The following is a 14,557-nucleotide window of genomic DNA, read 5'->3' as shown; positions in this document are numbered from 1 at the left end:
CTCACCACCTCCCGGGTATCCGAGGGGTTGGTGCTGGTGCCTGTTGTTGTGCCGGTTTCCCAGCGCCCGTTGATGTAATGCCGGGCGCTTTGCTGCAGCTCGCCGAATTTCATGAAAGCCTCGTTTTTTGTCACGCTGCAGTCTATGATTCATTTTGATATCGATCTAATCGTTTTTTTGACAAAATAGATATCGTTCTACGCATTCTGGAAAACCCGATGAGTACTTATAACCACTGGTTCATACGCGCGCGGCTCAAAACCCGGCAATTGCTGCTGCTGGTGGCGCTCGCCGAAGAAGGCAACATCCACCGCGCGGCGCAGGTCCTCAGCATGACGCAGCCGGCCGCGTCCAAGCTGCTCAAGGACCTGGAAGACGTCCTGGAGGTCCCGCTGTTCGAGCGCCTTCCGCGCGGCATGCGGCCGACCTGGTATGGCGAGACCATGATCCGCCACGCGCGCATGGCGCTGGCCAGCCTGAACCAGGCGCACGACGAGCTCACGGCGCTCAAAACCGGGCACTTCGGCCATGTGGGCATAGGCGCGATCACCTCGCCGGGGCTGGCCCTGCTGCCCTCCGCGGTCGCCGTGGTCAAACAGGAGCACCCGAGCCTGCGCATCTCCCTGGACATCGAAACCAGCCCGGTCCTGCTGGAGCGGCTGGAGCAGGGCAGGCTCGACATCCTGGTGGCACGCCTGTTCGCCGAGCACGACAAGACGAACCTGCGCTACGAGCCCCTGGTCGAAGAGCCGGTCTGCGCCATGGCAAGGCCGGGGCATCCCTTGCTGGGCGTGTCGGGCCTCACCCTGCGCGACGTGGTGGCGGCCGCCTGGATCGTGCCGCCCGCGGGCAGCGTGCTGCGGCACCGGTTCGAGCTGATGTTCCAGGAAGACGGGCTGGCGCCGCCGATCAACGTGGTCGAGTCCTCAGCGCTGCTTTTCATCACGCGCATGCTGCAGCAAAGCGACATGGTGGCCGTGGTCGCGGCCGACGTTGCGCGGTATTACGCCGCGCACGGCCTCGTCTCGGTGCTGCCGCTGGACATGCCCTGCCACATGGACGCCTTCGGCATCATCACCCGCACCGACCGGCTGCCTTCGCCCGCCGCCAAGGTCATGATGAAGGCCCTGAAAACGGCGAGCTTCACACTCTACGGGCGCAAGCTCGAAGCGGATTAGGGCACAAAGTCAGACCCAGCCGGCATCCACCTTGAACTCCTGCGCTGTGCACATGGCGGCGTCATCGGAGGCGAGGAACAGCACCATGCGGGCGATGTCGTGGGGCAGCAGTTTGTCGGGCAGGCACTGGTTGCGCTCGAGCTCCTTCTCGCCTTCGGCATTCAGCCAGAGCTCGATCTGCCGCTCGGTCATGACCCAGCCCGGCGAGACGGTGTTGATGCGGATGCGGTCGCGGCCCAGTGTTTTCGCCAGCCCGCGCGTCAGGCCGTTCACCGAAGACTTGGCGATGGCGTAGCACGGGTAGCCCGTGCCCTTGCCCTGCCAGCCGGTGGAACCCAGATTGATGATGGAGCCGGCGCCCAGCCGCTGCATGCCCGGCACCACCGACTGGATCGCAAAAAAAGCCGGCCGCTCGTTGATCGCGATGCGGTCGTCATAGTAGGCGGGGGTCACGGACTCCAGGCTGTGGCGGTCATCGCTGGCAACGTTGTTGACCAGCACCGAGAAATCGCCCAGTGCGCCCGCCGCCTCGGCGATGGCAGCCTGCAGCGCGCCCACGTCCCGCACGTCGCAAGCGCGCCACCACGGGCGGGTGTGCCCGGCATCCGCGAGTTGCTGCGCCAGCGCTTCGCTGGCCTCCTTGGCGACATCAATAAAGGCAACGCGCGCGCCCTGTTGCGCAAACGCGGTCACGATGGCTGCGCCTATGCCGCTTCCTCCGCCGGTGACAAACACCGAGCGCTGGTTCAGGCTGGGAAAAACGGACAGGGTGCCGGCGGCGGGAGCGGTGCGCACGGGAAGGGAGCTGGAAATGTTTGACATTGCAATTTATGTATCAATGAATTTATAAATAATAAGTTTTCAACATCACTATGCATTGATATTATCCATCGCGTCAAGAAAAAAGGCTGCGGTCTCAACGCCGGCCCGCAACAACAGGGGACATCAGTGACATCGATTCTGGACATGCCCACGACCCTGGCGGTGCCCGACAGGGCGCATTGCGTTCATCCGGCCGGGGCCCTGCTCGGTGAAGGCACGCTGTGGTCGCCGCGCGAGCAGTCCCTGTACTGGGTGGACATCCTTGGGCGCCGCCTGCACCGCTTCCGCCCGGCCACCGGTGCGCGCAGCAGCTGGTCTTTTGACGAGGAAATTTCCGCGCTGGCTGAACGGGCTTATGCGCCCGGCCTGATCGTGACCCTGCGGCGCGGCTTCGCGCTGTTCGACCCCGCGTCGGACACCGCGCCGACCTACCTGCACCAGCCCGAAGCCAACTTGCCGGGCAATCGCTTCAATGACGGCAAGTGTGATGCACAAGGCAGTTTCTGGGCGGGGACCATGGACTTTGATTGCGTGGCCCCGACCGGCGCGCTGTATCGCTACGACCCCGACGGCCGATGCACGCGCCATGATGAAGGTTTTGCGGTGACCAACGGCCCCACCTGGTCCATCGACGCGCGCACCCTGTATTTCAACGACACCGTCAACGGCCGCATCTATGCTTATGACTTCGATACCGGCGCCGGCAGCTTGTCGAACAAGCGTCTCTGGCTGGCTTTTGCGCCGGGTGACGGCGTGCCCGACGGCATGACCACCGATGCCGCGGGCCGCCTGTGGATTGCCCACTGGGGCGGCGCCTGCGTCAGTTGCCATGACCCGGTCACCGCGCAAGAGCTGTGCCGCGTGCCGCTGCCGACCAGCCATGTGACCAACTGCGCCTTTGGCGGGCCGGACATGCGCACGCTTTTTATCAGCACCGCCCGGACCGGGCTCACGCCGGAACAGCTCGCCGACCAGCCGCTGGCCGGCGGCCTGTTCGCGGTGGCCATGGAAAGCCCGGGCCTGCCCGCCGGTTTGTTCGGCGGCTGATGGCATGGACGACGGCACCATGGACTACCCCCAACCGTGAAAGATCGCCATGACTGATTCCGCGCATCCCGTTGCCTGGCTGCGCCACGCCGGCCAGCGCCTGGGGCTGCTGCCCTCGCTGGGCGGCAGCGTGGCAGCCTGGCAACTTGACCGTCCGCAAGGGCCGCTGGACCTCTGGCGGCCCTGGGACGGCAAGACAGAAGACCTCTACCAGACCGCTTCATTTGCCATGGTGCCGTGGTCCAACCGCATCAGTAGCGGCGGCTTCACGCACGCGGGGCGGTTTCACGCGATGCGGCCCAACCGAAAGGGGGAACCCTATCCCATCCATGGCGACGGCTGGCTGCAACCCTGGCAGCTTTCGCAGCCGGCCGCCGACACACTGGTGATGACGCTGGTGTCGTATGGCTTCGACGGCAACCCGTATGACTATGAAGCCGTGCAGACTTTCCGGCTGGTAGACGGCGGGCTGGACCAGCGGGTGCAGGTGCGCCACCTGGGCGTCACGCCGCTGCCCTACGGCCTGGGCGTCCATCCCTGGTTCCCCCGCACCCCACAAACGCGGATTAGCGCGCCCGTGCAAGGTGTTTGGCTCTGCGGCGACGATCCGCTGCCGATTGGGCACACGACGGACTTTCCGGCCGGCTGGAACCTGAATGAAGGCGCGCCGGCCAACGGCCCGCTCATCGACAACGGCTACACCGGCTGGGGCGGCGAAGCCCGCATCACCTGGCCTGAACTGGGCCTGCAGCTCACGGCCCGCATGCCGGACTTCGAGGAAGACGGCGGCGCGGCGCAGCACTTTTGCCTGGTCTACCGGCCGCCGCAAGGGCCTGCGTTTTGTTTTGAGCCGATCACGCAGCCCATCGATGCCTTCCACCTGCCGGGGCAACCCGGCCTGCGTGTGCTGGGGCCGGGGGAGCAGCTTTCGCTCAACATCCAGTGGCGTATCGAAGGCGCGGCCGCGCAGGGCTGAAGCGAGACAGGTTTAGACCGTGAGCAGGTTCTAAACCTGGCCTGTCAGGCGGCGGGCGGCTTCAAGTACCGGCTTGACATGGGTTTCGCTGTAACGATTGGCGGGCATGGTCAGCGTCACCGCACCCGCCAGTATGCCGTCGGCCCTGAACACCGGCGCTGAAATTCCGGCCACCTCGGCCAGCCGGTCGCCAACAGCCGTGTAGTAACCCTGTTCGCGGATCCTGGCGTAAAGCTGATGGTCTTTTCGCGCGGCGGCTCTTGCCCTGTCGGTGTCGAACGCGATCAGGATGCGGGCACCCGTACCGCGATCAGCGGGCAAAAGGTCACCGGCCCGGATGTGGTCGCGGATCGGCTGCGGCGAGTCCACGCGATACAGGCACAGGCGGGCCTCGCCCTGGCGCACGTGGTAGGCCGCGCTCTCGCCGGTGGCCGCGACCAGCTCGCGCAGCACCGGCAGCACCACGCGATCCAGCGAAAACGAGGCGGCGTACACCGCGTTGAGGCGCGCCACCTCATTGCCCAGCCCGTAGCTGCCGTCGTCCAGGCGCTGCACCAGGCGCGCGTGCTCAAGCGAGGCCAGCAGGCGCAGCACCGTGCTTTTGTACAGCTGCGTGCGGATCGCAAGTTCCGCCAGGCTCAGGGAGGTGTCGCCCGCGCGGAAAGCCGAAAGCAGGGTCAGGGCGCGGTCCACCGCGGCCGCGCCGCCGGGCGCCGCATGGCTGTCGGCGAGGGATTCGATCTGGGCTTTGCGGGGCATGGCCACCTTTCAAGGCTTGCGCGCCGCGCGGCTTGACAAGCCGGCGGTTAACGCGGAACATTTCACAAGAAAGAACTACATTCTATCTTACAGAACATTGAACATGAACACAAGCCCAGCCCACTTTACCCGCCCGGACGTGCTGGTCAGCGAAGTCGGCCCGCGCGACGGCCTGCAGTCGGTCAAAACCGTCATGCCGACGGACGACAAACTTCGCTGGATCACAGCCCTTTACGACGCCGGCCTGCGCGAAATCGAGGTCGCATCGTTCGTGCCGGCCAGATTGCTGCCGCAGATGGCCGACGCGGCCGAGGTGGTGCGGCACGCCCTCACCTTGCCGGGCCTCACGGTCATGGCGCTGGTGCCCAACCTTCGCGGCGCGCAGGCGGCTCTGGCGGCCGGCGTGCACAAGCTGACGCTGCCGGTGTCGGCCAGCGCCGCGCATTCGCTGGCCAATGTGCGAAAGACGCGCGAAGAGATGGTCGAGGAAGTGCGCGCCATTGCGGCGCTGCGCCGCGACACCGCGCCCCAGGTGAAAGTCGAGGCCGGCATTTCCACCGCCTTCGGCTGCACCTTGCAGGGCGAAGTCGCGGAGGATGACGTGATCCGCCTGGCCGCGCAGTGCATTGCCGCGGGCGCCGACGAATCAGGCCTGTCGGACACCACGGGTTATGCCAACCCGGCGCAGGTCAGGCGCCTCTTCAGGCGGCTGCGCGCCGAGATCGGCGAACACGCCGGCGCGGCGCATCTGCACAACACGCGCGGCCTGGGCCTGGCCAACTGCCTGGCCGCCTACGAAGAAGGCGTGCGCACCTTCGATGCCTCGCTGGGCGGCCTGGGCGGCTGCCCCTATGCGCCGGGCGCGTCGGGCAACGTGGTCACCGAAGACCTGGTCTTCATGTTCGAGGCCATGGGTGTTTCGACCGGCGTGGACCTGGGCCGGCTGATGGCCGCGCGTGAGCCGCTGCGGGCCGGGCTGCCGGGCGAGGCGATTTACGGCATGACGCCCGAGGCGGGTTTGCCCAAAGGTTTTGTACAGGGAGGTACGCATGCCTGAAGCCGATTCCACAGCCAGGCCACTGCCCTATGCGGGCCTGCGCGTCGTCGAGTTCACCCACATGGTCATGGGGCCGACCTGCGGCATGCTGCTGGCCGACCTGGGCGCGGAGGTCATCAAGGTCGAGCCGATTACCGGGGACAACACCCGCAAGCTGATCGGTTCGGGCGCGGGGTTTTTCCCCATGTTCAATCGCAACAAAAAAAGCATCGCCGTCGACCTCCAAAAACCCGAGGGTCGCGAGCTGGTGCTCAAGCTCATCGCCACGGCCGACGTGGTCAGCGAAAACTTCAAGCCCGGCACCATGAAGAAGCTGGGCCTGGACTACGCCAGCCTGTCGCAGCTCAACGAGCGCTTGATTTACGTGAGCCACAAGGGTTTCCTGCCCGGCCCTTACGACCACCGCACGGCACTCGACGAAGTCGTGCAGATGATGGGCGGCCTGGCCCATATGACGGGCCGCGCCGGCGACCCGCTGCGCGCCGGCAGCAGCGTCAACGACATCATGGGCGGCATGTTCGGGGCCATAGGCGCCATGGCCGCGCTAGCCGCGCGCGAGAAAACGGGGAAGGGCCAGGAAGTGCAGTCCGCGCTGTTTGAAAACAACGTTTTCCTGGTGGCACAGCACATGATGCAGTTCGCCGTGACCGGCCAGCCTGCCGCGCCCATGCCCAGCCGCATTTCGGCCTGGGCGGTTTACGACGTCTTCACGGTCCGGGACGGCGAGCAGATTTTCCTGGCCATCGTGAGCGACACGCAGTGGGCGGTTTTCTGCGAAGCCTTCGGCCTGCAGGAGCTACGCGCCGACCCGCGGCTGCACAGCAACAACGACCGCGTGCGCGCGCGCGACTGGCTGATGCCGCTGCTGCGCTCGCACCTGGCCGGGCACAGCGCCGCCGAACTGGGTGCCGTGTTTGAAATGCATGCGCTGCCCTTCGCGCCCATCACCCGGCCGCAAGACCTGTTCGAGGATCCGCACCTCAAGGCCACCGGCGGGCTGGCGCCCATCACCCTGTGCGACGGCGAGCGCGCGGGACAGGTGACGTCCACCGTGCTGCTGCCGCTCACGCTGGGCGGCGAGCGGCCCGGCGTGCGCATGAACCCGCCCCGGCTCGGTGAGCACACGCAGGAACTGCTGCGGGAACTCGGTTATGCCGAAGAGGCCATCGCGGCCTTCCAGGCTGCGGGAATTACGCGCTGAGCATTACGACGACACAACACCAACGGAGACAAGCATGAAGCAGAACCTGAAACACCTTTTGATCGCGGCGGGCCTGGGCCTGGGCCAACTCACAGGCTGGGCACAAAGCGCATGGCCGGAAAAGCCGGTGCGCATCATCGTGCCCTATGCGCCCGGCGGCACCACCGACTACGCGGCACGGCAAATCGCGCAAAAACTCACCGAGCAGACCAGGCAATCGTTTTACGTCGAGAACAAGGCTGGTGCCAGCGGCACCATAGGCACGGACCTGGTGGCCAAGGCCGCGCCCGACGGCTACACCCTGCTGACCAACGACACCACCTACGCCATGCTGCCCTCGCTGTTCAGCAAGCTGCCCTGGGACCATGCCAACGGCCTGGTGCCGGTGACAACCATCGCACAGACACCCGTGGTGCTGGTGGTGGGGGTCAACTCGCCCTACAAGACGCTGGCCGAGCTGCTGGCTTTCGCGCAGAAAAATCCGGGCAAGCTCAATTTCGGCTCGGGCGGCCCCGGCAGCTCCACTCACCTGTCGGCAGAACTGCTGAAGAAGGAAGGAAAATTCTTCATGACGCACATTCCTTACAAGGGTGCCGGCGAGGCCATGCTGGGCGTGGTGTCGGGCCAGGTCGATGTGCTGGTGACCGCCAGCCCCACGGCGATCCCGCAGGTCAAGGGCGGCAAGCTGCGCGCGCTGGCCATCACCGGCGACAAGCGCCTGCCCAGCCTGCCCGACGTGCCCACCTTCAAGGAAGCGGGCCTGCGCGGCTACACGGTCACCAATTGGTTCGGCCTGGTGGCGCCCAAGGGCACGCCGCCCGAAGTGGTCAACAAGCTGCAGGCGGAAGTCAAAAAAGCGCTGGCCGATCCGGCCCTGCGCGAGCGCCTGACACAGCAGGGCGCGCAGCCCGGCGGCATCTCGCCGGCCGACTTTGCCGGCTTCATCAAGCAGGAAACCATGATCTGGGGCGCGGTGGCCAGGCTGGCCGGCGTGAAACCCGAGTAAGAGTCGCAACATGTGGAACCTCTCGTTCACGCCGCCGCAAATCATTGAAGCCCGGGTGCTGACCCGCCTGCCGGACAGCATGCGCCAGCCCCGGCCCACGGCCTGGGTGGATGCCAACAAACCCGGCCACGTCATGGACAGCTTCCTCGAAGGCCCGGCCTTCGACCGCGCCGGCAACCTTTACCTCACCGACATTCCTTACGGCCGCATCTTCCGCGTCAGCCCCGACCTGCAATGGACACAGGTCGCGCAGTACGAGGGCTGGCCCAACGGCCTGGCCGTGCACAAGGATGGCAGTGTCTGGATCGCCGACTACCAGCGCGGCATCCTCAAGCTGGACCCGGCCTCGGGGCGTGTGGACACGCTGCTGGGCCACCGCAACAGTGAAGCCTTCAAGGGCGTGAACGACCTCACCTTCGACGCCGAGGGCCAGTGCTATTTCACCGACCAGGGGCAGACCGGCCTGCACGACGCCACGGGCCGCGTCTACCGGCTGCGCGAAAACGGCCAGCTCGACCTGCTGCTTGGCAATGCGCCCAGCCCCAACGGCATCGCGCTGAGCGCCGACGGCAAGGTGTTGTTCGTCGCCGTGACGCGCGGCAATGCGGTGTGGCGAGCGCCGCTGTTGCCCGACGGCTCCATTTCCAAGATGGGCGCCTTCCAGACCTTCTTCGGCGCCAGCGGCCCCGATGGCATGGCGATGGACGTGGAGGGCCGGTTGGTCGTCGCGCATGCCAGCCTGGGCGGCGCTTTTGTGCTCAATGCGCGCGGCGAGCTGACCCATTTCGTACGCAGCCCCGTGGGCGCGACCATTACCAATGTCGCCTTCCGGCCGGGCACGCGCGAGCTGCTCATGACCGAATCGCAGACCGGTAGCGTGCTGATGGCGGAGCTGCCCGCGCAAGGCCAAGCCTTGTATTCGCACGGCGCATCAAAATAGGCGACGGAATAAGCAGGGATTCTCTGTTGATTACTGACATTCATGCGCATAATGAACATGCATGGACAAACTCAAGCAGCTGGAATCCTTTGTCTCGGTGGTGGCGCGCGGCAGCCTGACGGCGGCAGCCAAATCCGAGGGCGTGGCGCCCGCCATCATGGGCCGCCGGCTGGACGCGCTGGAAGAACGCCTGGGCGTGAAGCTGCTGGTGCGCACCACGCGGCGCATCGCACTCACGCATGAGGGCAGCGCCTTCCTCGAGGATTGCCAGCGCCTGCTGGCCGACCTGGCCAACGCCGAAGCCAGCGTGTCGGCCGGCGGCGTCAAGGCCAGCGGCCATTTGCGCGTCACGGCGCCGGCGGGGTTCGGGCGGCGCCACGTCGCGCCGCTGGTGACCCGCTTCCGCGAGCAGCATGCCGACGTCACCATCTCGCTGAACCTCAGCGACCGCGTGGTGGACCTGGCGGGTGAGGGCTTTGACTGCGCGGTGCGCGTGGGCGACCTGCCCGACTCCTCATTGGTCAGCGTGCGCATGGCCGACAACCGGCGTCTGTGCGTGGCCACGCCGCGCTACCTGAAAACTCACGGCACGCCGCAACACCCCAGCGAACTGGCGCGCTTTGACTGCCTCACGCTGTCCAGCGACGCCTCGCAGACACGGGGCTGGGCCTTCCAGGTGGGCGGCGAGCTGGTGCACCTCAAACCGGGCGGGCCGCTCGATTGCTCCGACGGCCAGGTCCTGCACGACTGGTGCCTGGCCGACTGCGGCATCGCCTGGCGCAGCACCTGGGAGGTCGAATCGGAAATCGCCGCCGGCCGGCTGACGGCGGTGCTGGAAGACTTCGCCGCGCCGCCCAACGGCATTTACGCGGTGTTCCCGCAGCGCAAACATTTGCCGCTGCGGGTGCGCCTGTGGGTAGACTTCCTGAAGCACCACTACAGCCAGGCGGAGTTCTGGCGCACCCCGGCAGCCCCCGTTGCCCCCAAAGCCTGACCATCCCAAACCCACGAGACTGAAAAAGGATCTTCCGATGACTCTCGAATCCCTGTTGGCCTATGCCCACCTGCTGGCCATCCTCACCATGGTGGTTTTTCTCGCGAGCGAAGCGGCGCTGTGCCGCGTCGAATGGCTGAACGCAGCCGTGGTCGAGCGGCTCGGCAAGATCGACATGGTGTWCGGCATCTCAGCGGGCCTGGTCCTGCTGACCGGCCTGGCGCGCGTGTTCCTGGGCAGCAAGGGCGCGGCCTGGTATGCCCACAACCCCCTGCTCTATTTGAAGCTGGCGATGTTCCTGGTGATAGGCCTGGTCTCGATCAAGCCGACCCTGATGTTTGTGCGCTGGCGGCGCGCCCTGCGCGCCAGCGGCGCCCTGCCCGACGCGCCGGAGATCAAGAAAGCGCGCCGGCTGGTGATGGTGCAGGCGCACATCCTGCCGTTTATTCCGCTGGCGGCGGTGTTCCTGGCACGGGGGTTTGGCTAGGAGCCTGGGCGGCCCAGGCTCCTAGGGCCTAAGACAGGAAGGGGACCGCAAAACTGGCCGGCGGTTCTCCGCGCTGGTGTCTTTCCCACATCAATGTGTACGCGGACTCCATGTGGGCACAAAAGCGCTTCGTGTCGAACAGCGGATATTCAGACCGGTTGCGCGATAGCCTGGCACGAATATCGGACAGCAGGTCCGCAGACCTTGCCAGCTTGAGGGCAAAGGCCTCATAGTCCGCCAGGCTTTCAGTGACCAGTTCCGGCAATCCCACCGCATTCAACAAACTGGCGGCCACCCGGCCAGGAAATGTCGTGCCCATACAAGTCAGAACGGGCAGCCCGGCCCACAAGGCATCGCTGGCAGTGGTATGCGCGTTGTAGGGAAGTGTGTCCAGAAACAAATCCGCCAGTTTGTGCCGCGCCAGGTGCTTGTCCAGCTCGACCCGCGGCGCAAAGACCAACCGTTCCGCTGCGACGCCGTGCCGCAATGCCTCGGAGCGCAGGTTCCGCGCGACGGCCGCATTGTCTTCGAGCAACCACAATACGCTACCGCCGACCTTGGTCAGCAGGCGCATCCAGACGTCGAATACATCGGGCGTGATTTTGTAGTTGTTGTTGAAGCAGCAAAAAACAAAACCAGACGCCGGCAAGCCGCATTCCACCCGGGCAGGCGTTGTTTCTGCAATCCGCCGCTGCGCATCGTTGGGCTGGTAACTGTCCGGCAGCCACACGACTTTTTCAGAATAAAAATACTGGTGCTCATCGGGAATAACGCAACGGTCCGCAAGGATGTAATCGATATATTCCACGCCCATGCTTCCGGGAAAGCCCAGGTAATTGACCTGAACAGGTGCAGGCCTGTGGGCCAGAATTCCCGGCCGGCCATCCGTGGTGAATCCCTTCAGGTCAACCGCGACGTCGATCTCCATTTCCCTGAGCAAAGCGGCCGCTTCCCGGTCGCTCTTTGTTCGAACGTCGACAAACCGGTCAAACGAACGCAACAAGCGCTGGCGCATGGCCCCCTGGGAATCAGGGCCAAACGACAGCGCGACGATCTCAAAGCGTTCGTGATCATGAAGTTCAAACAGTTCGGCCATCAAATAAGCGGTGGCATGGTCATGAAAATCCGCAGAAAGATACGCCACCCGAATCCTGTCATGCGCATAGCGCTCACCGTTCCACAAGGGCCTGTCCGAGGGCGGGCACGCCTCGGCGGCGTGTGTCCGCGCGCACTGCAACAGTGCGGCCGCCGACTGTGTCGCCGCCAGAAATGTGAATGGCTCGATCGCTTTTCTCCCCTTCATGACCGCAGTATTCAATCGCTCCAGGTCCAACTCATACTGCGACCAGTCACACGAGTACCTTTTTGAATAAAACAATGCGCCAAGGGCATAGGGATATTCCGGCTCAATGTCGATCAGCCGCGAAAAGGCACGCGCAGCCTCATGGTGGCGGCGCAAGCACCCCAGCATTTCACCGAGGTTACCCAAGGCCTTCGCATGCCGCGGCTCCAAGGCCAATGCCAGCTGAAAGGACGCCAACGCGTCTTCATGCCGGTCCAGCCCTCCAAGCGCAATGCCGCGGTTGTTGAATGCCTCCGCGGAGTTCGGGTCCAGGGCGACCAGCTTGTCATAACTCGCCAACGCATCCTCAAACCTGTTGGACCTGCGGAACACTTCTCCCAGCCGGCCATGAACCTGCGCATGATCCGGTTGAAGCTTCAACGCTGCCTGAAAACAATGAATGGCCCGCTCCAGATCGTTCTCGTACGCATACAGGCTGCCGAGCTGCGCGTGAAGATCCATCATCTCCGGGTAGGCGGCAATTCCCTTGAGGACAATTTCCCTGGCGCGCCCGATTTGCCCGCTTTCCACCAGCATCTGGCACAAATCGCCATACACAAGCTCGAAGTCCCGCTTGAGGTCGAGCACCCGAATGAAGTTTTCTATGGCGATCTCTGGTTTGCCCTGCCTTTTGGCCATCAAACCGAGAAAATAAAAAGCGTCAGCCTGTCCCGGTTTGATGTCCAGGCTCCGCTGGAGCGCATGTTCCGCTTCTTGGTAACGCTGTTGTTCACTGAGGGCGAACCCAAGATTGAGGCAGGCATCAGCGTCCTGCGGGTTGAGGGCAATGGCCTCACGGTAACTGCTTGTGGCCTCGTCCAGCTTGCCTTCAGCGAGAAGGGCATTTCCGCGGCGCCTGAGGATATCGCCCGGCGGTGTTTGGTCGATTGCCGTCGATGTGCCGTGCGCACCTTCCAGCGCTTTAACGGGGCTCGCCTGCGTCCCTGCATTGAGGACGGCTTTCCTCAACCAATTGAACACCCCCATACGCTTCCTATTTGTGACCAGGGACTCACACTGTATCGTGCGCAGTGCGCCTCACCTTTTAAAGCAGGCCGCGCACCAGCCAGAAGGCCGTGCCCCACATCATCAGCGCGACCAGCAAATCCATGGCGCGCCACACCACCGGTGAATTGAGCCGGCGCYCCACGCACCACAAGGCAACACCCAGGCCGGTGAACCACAGCAGCGAACCGGTGATGGCGCCCAGGCCGAAGACCGCATTGTCGGGCTGCGCATAGGCTAGCGAGGCCGTGCCTATCACCACCGCCGTATCCAGCCAGGCATGGGGATTGAGCCAGGAGAGCGCGAGCGCCAGGCCGATGGCCTTGCGGCGCGAGATGGCCTGGTCGGCGAGCGGCGCGCCGTCGGCCGCCTGCGGCGCCGGCTGCAAAAAGCGCCGCATCGCCTGCGCGCCATAAACCATCAGCACCAGCGCGCCCGCGCCCGTCATCGCGCCCAGCAGTTTGTCGGACAGGCCGCCCAGTTGCGCCAACCCCATCACGCCCAGGCCGATTAACGCCACGTCGGTCAGCACGCAGACGGCGACCGTGAGCCACAGGTGCTGGCGCAACAGGCCCATGCGTATCACGTGGGCGTTTTGCGGGCCTATGGCCATGATCAGCGAAAGGCTCAGGACCATGCCGGTCAGGAAAGCGGGGGCGGCAAGGGGGTTCATGGCGGTTCTTTGAATAGATGTCGGTTCTGTACGCAGTGTCCCGTAAAGCCGATAATGCTTAAACAAAGTTAACTAAAACTAGCTTTGATCAATTAATACTTGATTAATCAAATATGCTCGACGCCCGACAACTGGACGCCCTGGCCGCCGTGATCGAACACGGCAGCTTCGGCGATGCCGCCAAAGCCCTGAGCCTGACCCTGGCCGCCGTGTCCCTGCGCATCAAATCGCTGGAAAACGCGCTGGGCCAGCGCCTGCTGGTGCGGGGCAAGCAGGTGCGCGCCACGCCGGCCGGCCAGGCCTTGCTCGGCCATGTGCGGCAGCTGCGGCTGATGGAGTCTGATTTGCTGGCGGGCCTGCAGGGCGGTGGCAAGGCCGGGCGCCTGCAAAGCCTCAGCGTGGCGGTGAATGCGGATTCCCTGAGCAGCTGGTTTTTACCGGGCGTTGCACCGGTGCTGCATGGGCATGGCCTGTTGCTGGACGTGGTAGTGGACGACCAGGACCACACCCACGATGCGCTCAAAAGCGGCGACGTCACCGGCTGCGTGACCACGCTGGCCCAGGCCATGCGCGGCTGCGTGGCCGAACCGTTGGGCGTGATGCGCTACCGCTGCATGGCCTCGCCGGCGCTGGTCGCGCAGTGGAGCGAGCCCGCGGCGGGCGGCCAGGCGGCGGGGCCCAATCGCCTGGCCCACCGCCTGCTGGCCAGCCCGGCCGTGATCTTCAACCGCAAGGACGCGCTGCAGGACGCCTTTCTGGCCCAACATTTCAAATTGAAGGATGCGCTCTACCCGCGCCACTTCGTGCCGGCCGTCGATGCCTTCGAGCTCGCGCTGGAACTCGGCATGGGCTGGGGCATGGTGCCCGACATCCTGCTGGCGGCGCGCACCCACCGCCCGCCGCTGCAGGAAGTGTTGCCGGGCTGCGCGGTCGACGTGCGGCTGTACTGGCAGCACTGGGCACGCGAGCCGCTGGCGGCGCAGCGGCTGACGCAGGCCGTCAAGCAGGCGGCGAAGCAGCAGTTGCTGCAGGATTGACGCGGGCAAAAAAAACAGCCTGCCGGGTCGTCC

14 protein-coding genes are annotated in these 14,557 nt (G+C 65.0%); 10 read left to right on the top strand and 4 right to left on the bottom strand.

Annotation, left to right across the window (positions count from 1 at the left end):
• Positions 1-218: 218 nt before the first annotated feature.
• A complete protein-coding gene (locus tag AC1D0P_RS00820; RefSeq protein WP_477653917.1) occupies positions 219-1,178 on the top strand; it encodes a LysR family transcriptional regulator in 960 nt (319 codons plus the stop codon).
• Positions 1,179-1,187: 9 nt separating this feature from the next.
• On the opposite strand, the gene AC1D0P_RS00815 is transcribed toward AC1D0P_RS00820, so the two are convergent.
• Positions 1,188-2,000, bottom strand: coding sequence for an SDR family NAD(P)-dependent oxidoreductase (locus AC1D0P_RS00815; RefSeq protein ID WP_477674934.1), 813 nt, complete (start codon positions 1,998-2,000; stop codon positions 1,188-1,190).
• 144 nt (positions 2,001-2,144) lie between these two features.
• Here AC1D0P_RS00815 and AC1D0P_RS00810 point away from each other — a divergent pair, with 144 nt between their 5' ends.
• Both AC1D0P_RS00810 and AC1D0P_RS00805 read left to right on the top strand, forming a co-directional pair.
• Positions 2,145-3,047: an SMP-30/gluconolactonase/LRE family protein gene (locus AC1D0P_RS00810; protein WP_477674935.1), complete on the top strand. Its 903-nt coding sequence runs from the start codon at positions 2,145-2,147 to the stop codon at positions 3,045-3,047.
• A gap of 49 nt (positions 3,048-3,096) precedes the next feature.
• A complete protein-coding gene (locus AC1D0P_RS00805; RefSeq protein ID WP_477674933.1) occupies positions 3,097-4,023 on the top strand; it encodes an aldose 1-epimerase in 927 nt (308 codons plus the stop codon).
• A gap of 30 nt (positions 4,024-4,053) precedes the next feature.
• On the opposite strand, the gene AC1D0P_RS00800 is transcribed toward AC1D0P_RS00805, so the two are convergent.
• Positions 4,054-4,782, bottom strand: coding sequence for an IclR family transcriptional regulator (locus AC1D0P_RS00800; RefSeq protein ID WP_477674932.1), 729 nt, complete (start codon positions 4,780-4,782; stop codon positions 4,054-4,056).
• A gap of 103 nt (positions 4,783-4,885) precedes the next feature.
• Between AC1D0P_RS00800 and AC1D0P_RS00795 the strand changes: the two genes are divergently transcribed.
• The 6 genes from AC1D0P_RS00795 to AC1D0P_RS00770 all read left to right on the top strand — a co-directional run bounded on the left by AC1D0P_RS00795 (position 4,886) and on the right by AC1D0P_RS00770 (position 10,467).
• Positions 4,886-5,839: a hydroxymethylglutaryl-CoA lyase gene (locus AC1D0P_RS00795; RefSeq protein ID WP_477674931.1), complete on the top strand. Its 954-nt coding sequence runs from the start codon at positions 4,886-4,888 to the stop codon at positions 5,837-5,839.
• Positions 5,832-7,040, top strand: a complete 1,209-nt coding sequence (locus tag AC1D0P_RS00790; protein WP_477674930.1) for a CaiB/BaiF CoA transferase family protein — start codon at positions 5,832-5,834, stop codon at positions 7,038-7,040. Before AC1D0P_RS00795 ends, AC1D0P_RS00790 begins: the two co-directional genes overlap by 8 nt.
• A gap of 34 nt (positions 7,041-7,074) precedes the next feature.
• Positions 7,075-8,046 (top strand): Bug family tripartite tricarboxylate transporter substrate binding protein, encoded by a 972-nt coding sequence (locus AC1D0P_RS00785; protein WP_477674929.1) that lies wholly within the window; start codon positions 7,075-7,077, stop codon positions 8,044-8,046.
• A 10-nt stretch (positions 8,047-8,056) separates the two neighbouring features.
• Positions 8,057-8,986: an SMP-30/gluconolactonase/LRE family protein gene (locus AC1D0P_RS00780; RefSeq protein WP_477674928.1), complete on the top strand. Its 930-nt coding sequence runs from the start codon at positions 8,057-8,059 to the stop codon at positions 8,984-8,986.
• A 61-nt stretch (positions 8,987-9,047) separates the two neighbouring features.
• Positions 9,048-9,980: a LysR family transcriptional regulator gene (locus AC1D0P_RS00775; protein WP_477674927.1), complete on the top strand. Its 933-nt coding sequence runs from the start codon at positions 9,048-9,050 to the stop codon at positions 9,978-9,980.
• A gap of 37 nt (positions 9,981-10,017) precedes the next feature.
• Entirely contained in the window at positions 10,018-10,467 is a 450-nt protein-coding gene (locus AC1D0P_RS00770) for a DUF2214 family protein (RefSeq protein ID WP_477674926.1), read from the top strand.
• Positions 10,468-10,495: 28 nt separating this feature from the next.
• Here the strand turns inward: AC1D0P_RS00770 and AC1D0P_RS00765 are convergent, their stop codons facing one another.
• A complete protein-coding gene (locus AC1D0P_RS00765; RefSeq protein ID WP_477674925.1) occupies positions 10,496-12,796 on the bottom strand; it encodes a tetratricopeptide repeat protein in 2,301 nt (766 codons plus the stop codon).
• A gap of 58 nt (positions 12,797-12,854) precedes the next feature.
• Positions 12,855-13,487 (bottom strand): LysE/ArgO family amino acid transporter, encoded by a 633-nt coding sequence (locus tag AC1D0P_RS00760; RefSeq protein ID WP_477674924.1) that lies wholly within the window; start codon positions 13,485-13,487, stop codon positions 12,855-12,857.
• A gap of 113 nt (positions 13,488-13,600) precedes the next feature.
• On the opposite strand from AC1D0P_RS00760, the gene AC1D0P_RS00755 reads away from it, so the two are divergent.
• The gene (locus tag AC1D0P_RS00755) at positions 13,601-14,524 is read left to right on the top strand and encodes an HTH-type transcriptional regulator ArgP (protein WP_477674923.1); all 924 of its coding nucleotides are present in this window, start codon (positions 13,601-13,603) and stop codon (positions 14,522-14,524) included.
• The last annotated feature ends 33 nt before the right edge of the window (positions 14,525-14,557 follow it).

The sequence above is a fragment of the Polaromonas sp. P1_G2 genome, from assembly GCF_056405515.1.
The sequence above is the reverse complement of the archived record's forward strand: the minus strand, read 5'-3'. Positions and strand labels throughout refer to the sequence as shown.

Coding starts and splice junctions, on each gene's coding strand:
- AC1D0P_RS00790 (WP_477674930.1), top strand. CDS start 5,832: ATGCCTGAAGCCGATTCCACAGCCAGGCCACTGCCCTATGCGGGCCTG.
- AC1D0P_RS00795 (WP_477674931.1), top strand. CDS start 4,886: ATGAACACAAGCCCAGCCCACTTTACCCGCCCGGACGTGCTGGTCAGC.
- AC1D0P_RS00785 (WP_477674929.1), top strand. CDS start 7,075: ATGAAGCAGAACCTGAAACACCTTTTGATCGCGGCGGGCCTGGGCCTG.
- AC1D0P_RS00800 (WP_477674932.1), bottom strand. CDS start 4,782: ATGCCCCGCAAAGCCCAGATCGAATCCCTCGCCGACAGCCATGCGGCG.
- AC1D0P_RS00820 (WP_477653917.1), top strand. CDS start 219: ATGAGTACTTATAACCACTGGTTCATACGCGCGCGGCTCAAAACCCGG.
- AC1D0P_RS00755 (WP_477674923.1), top strand. CDS start 13,601: ATGCTCGACGCCCGACAACTGGACGCCCTGGCCGCCGTGATCGAACAC.
- AC1D0P_RS00780 (WP_477674928.1), top strand. CDS start 8,057: ATGTGGAACCTCTCGTTCACGCCGCCGCAAATCATTGAAGCCCGGGTG.
- AC1D0P_RS00815 (WP_477674934.1), bottom strand. CDS start 2,000: ATGTCAAACATTTCCAGCTCCCTTCCCGTGCGCACCGCTCCCGCCGCC.
- AC1D0P_RS00810 (WP_477674935.1), top strand. CDS start 2,145: ATGCCCACGACCCTGGCGGTGCCCGACAGGGCGCATTGCGTTCATCCG.
- AC1D0P_RS00775 (WP_477674927.1), top strand. CDS start 9,048: ATGGACAAACTCAAGCAGCTGGAATCCTTTGTCTCGGTGGTGGCGCGC.
- AC1D0P_RS00765 (WP_477674925.1), bottom strand. CDS start 12,796: ATGGGGGTGTTCAATTGGTTGAGGAAAGCCGTCCTCAATGCAGGGACG.
- AC1D0P_RS00805 (WP_477674933.1), top strand. CDS start 3,097: ATGACTGATTCCGCGCATCCCGTTGCCTGGCTGCGCCACGCCGGCCAG.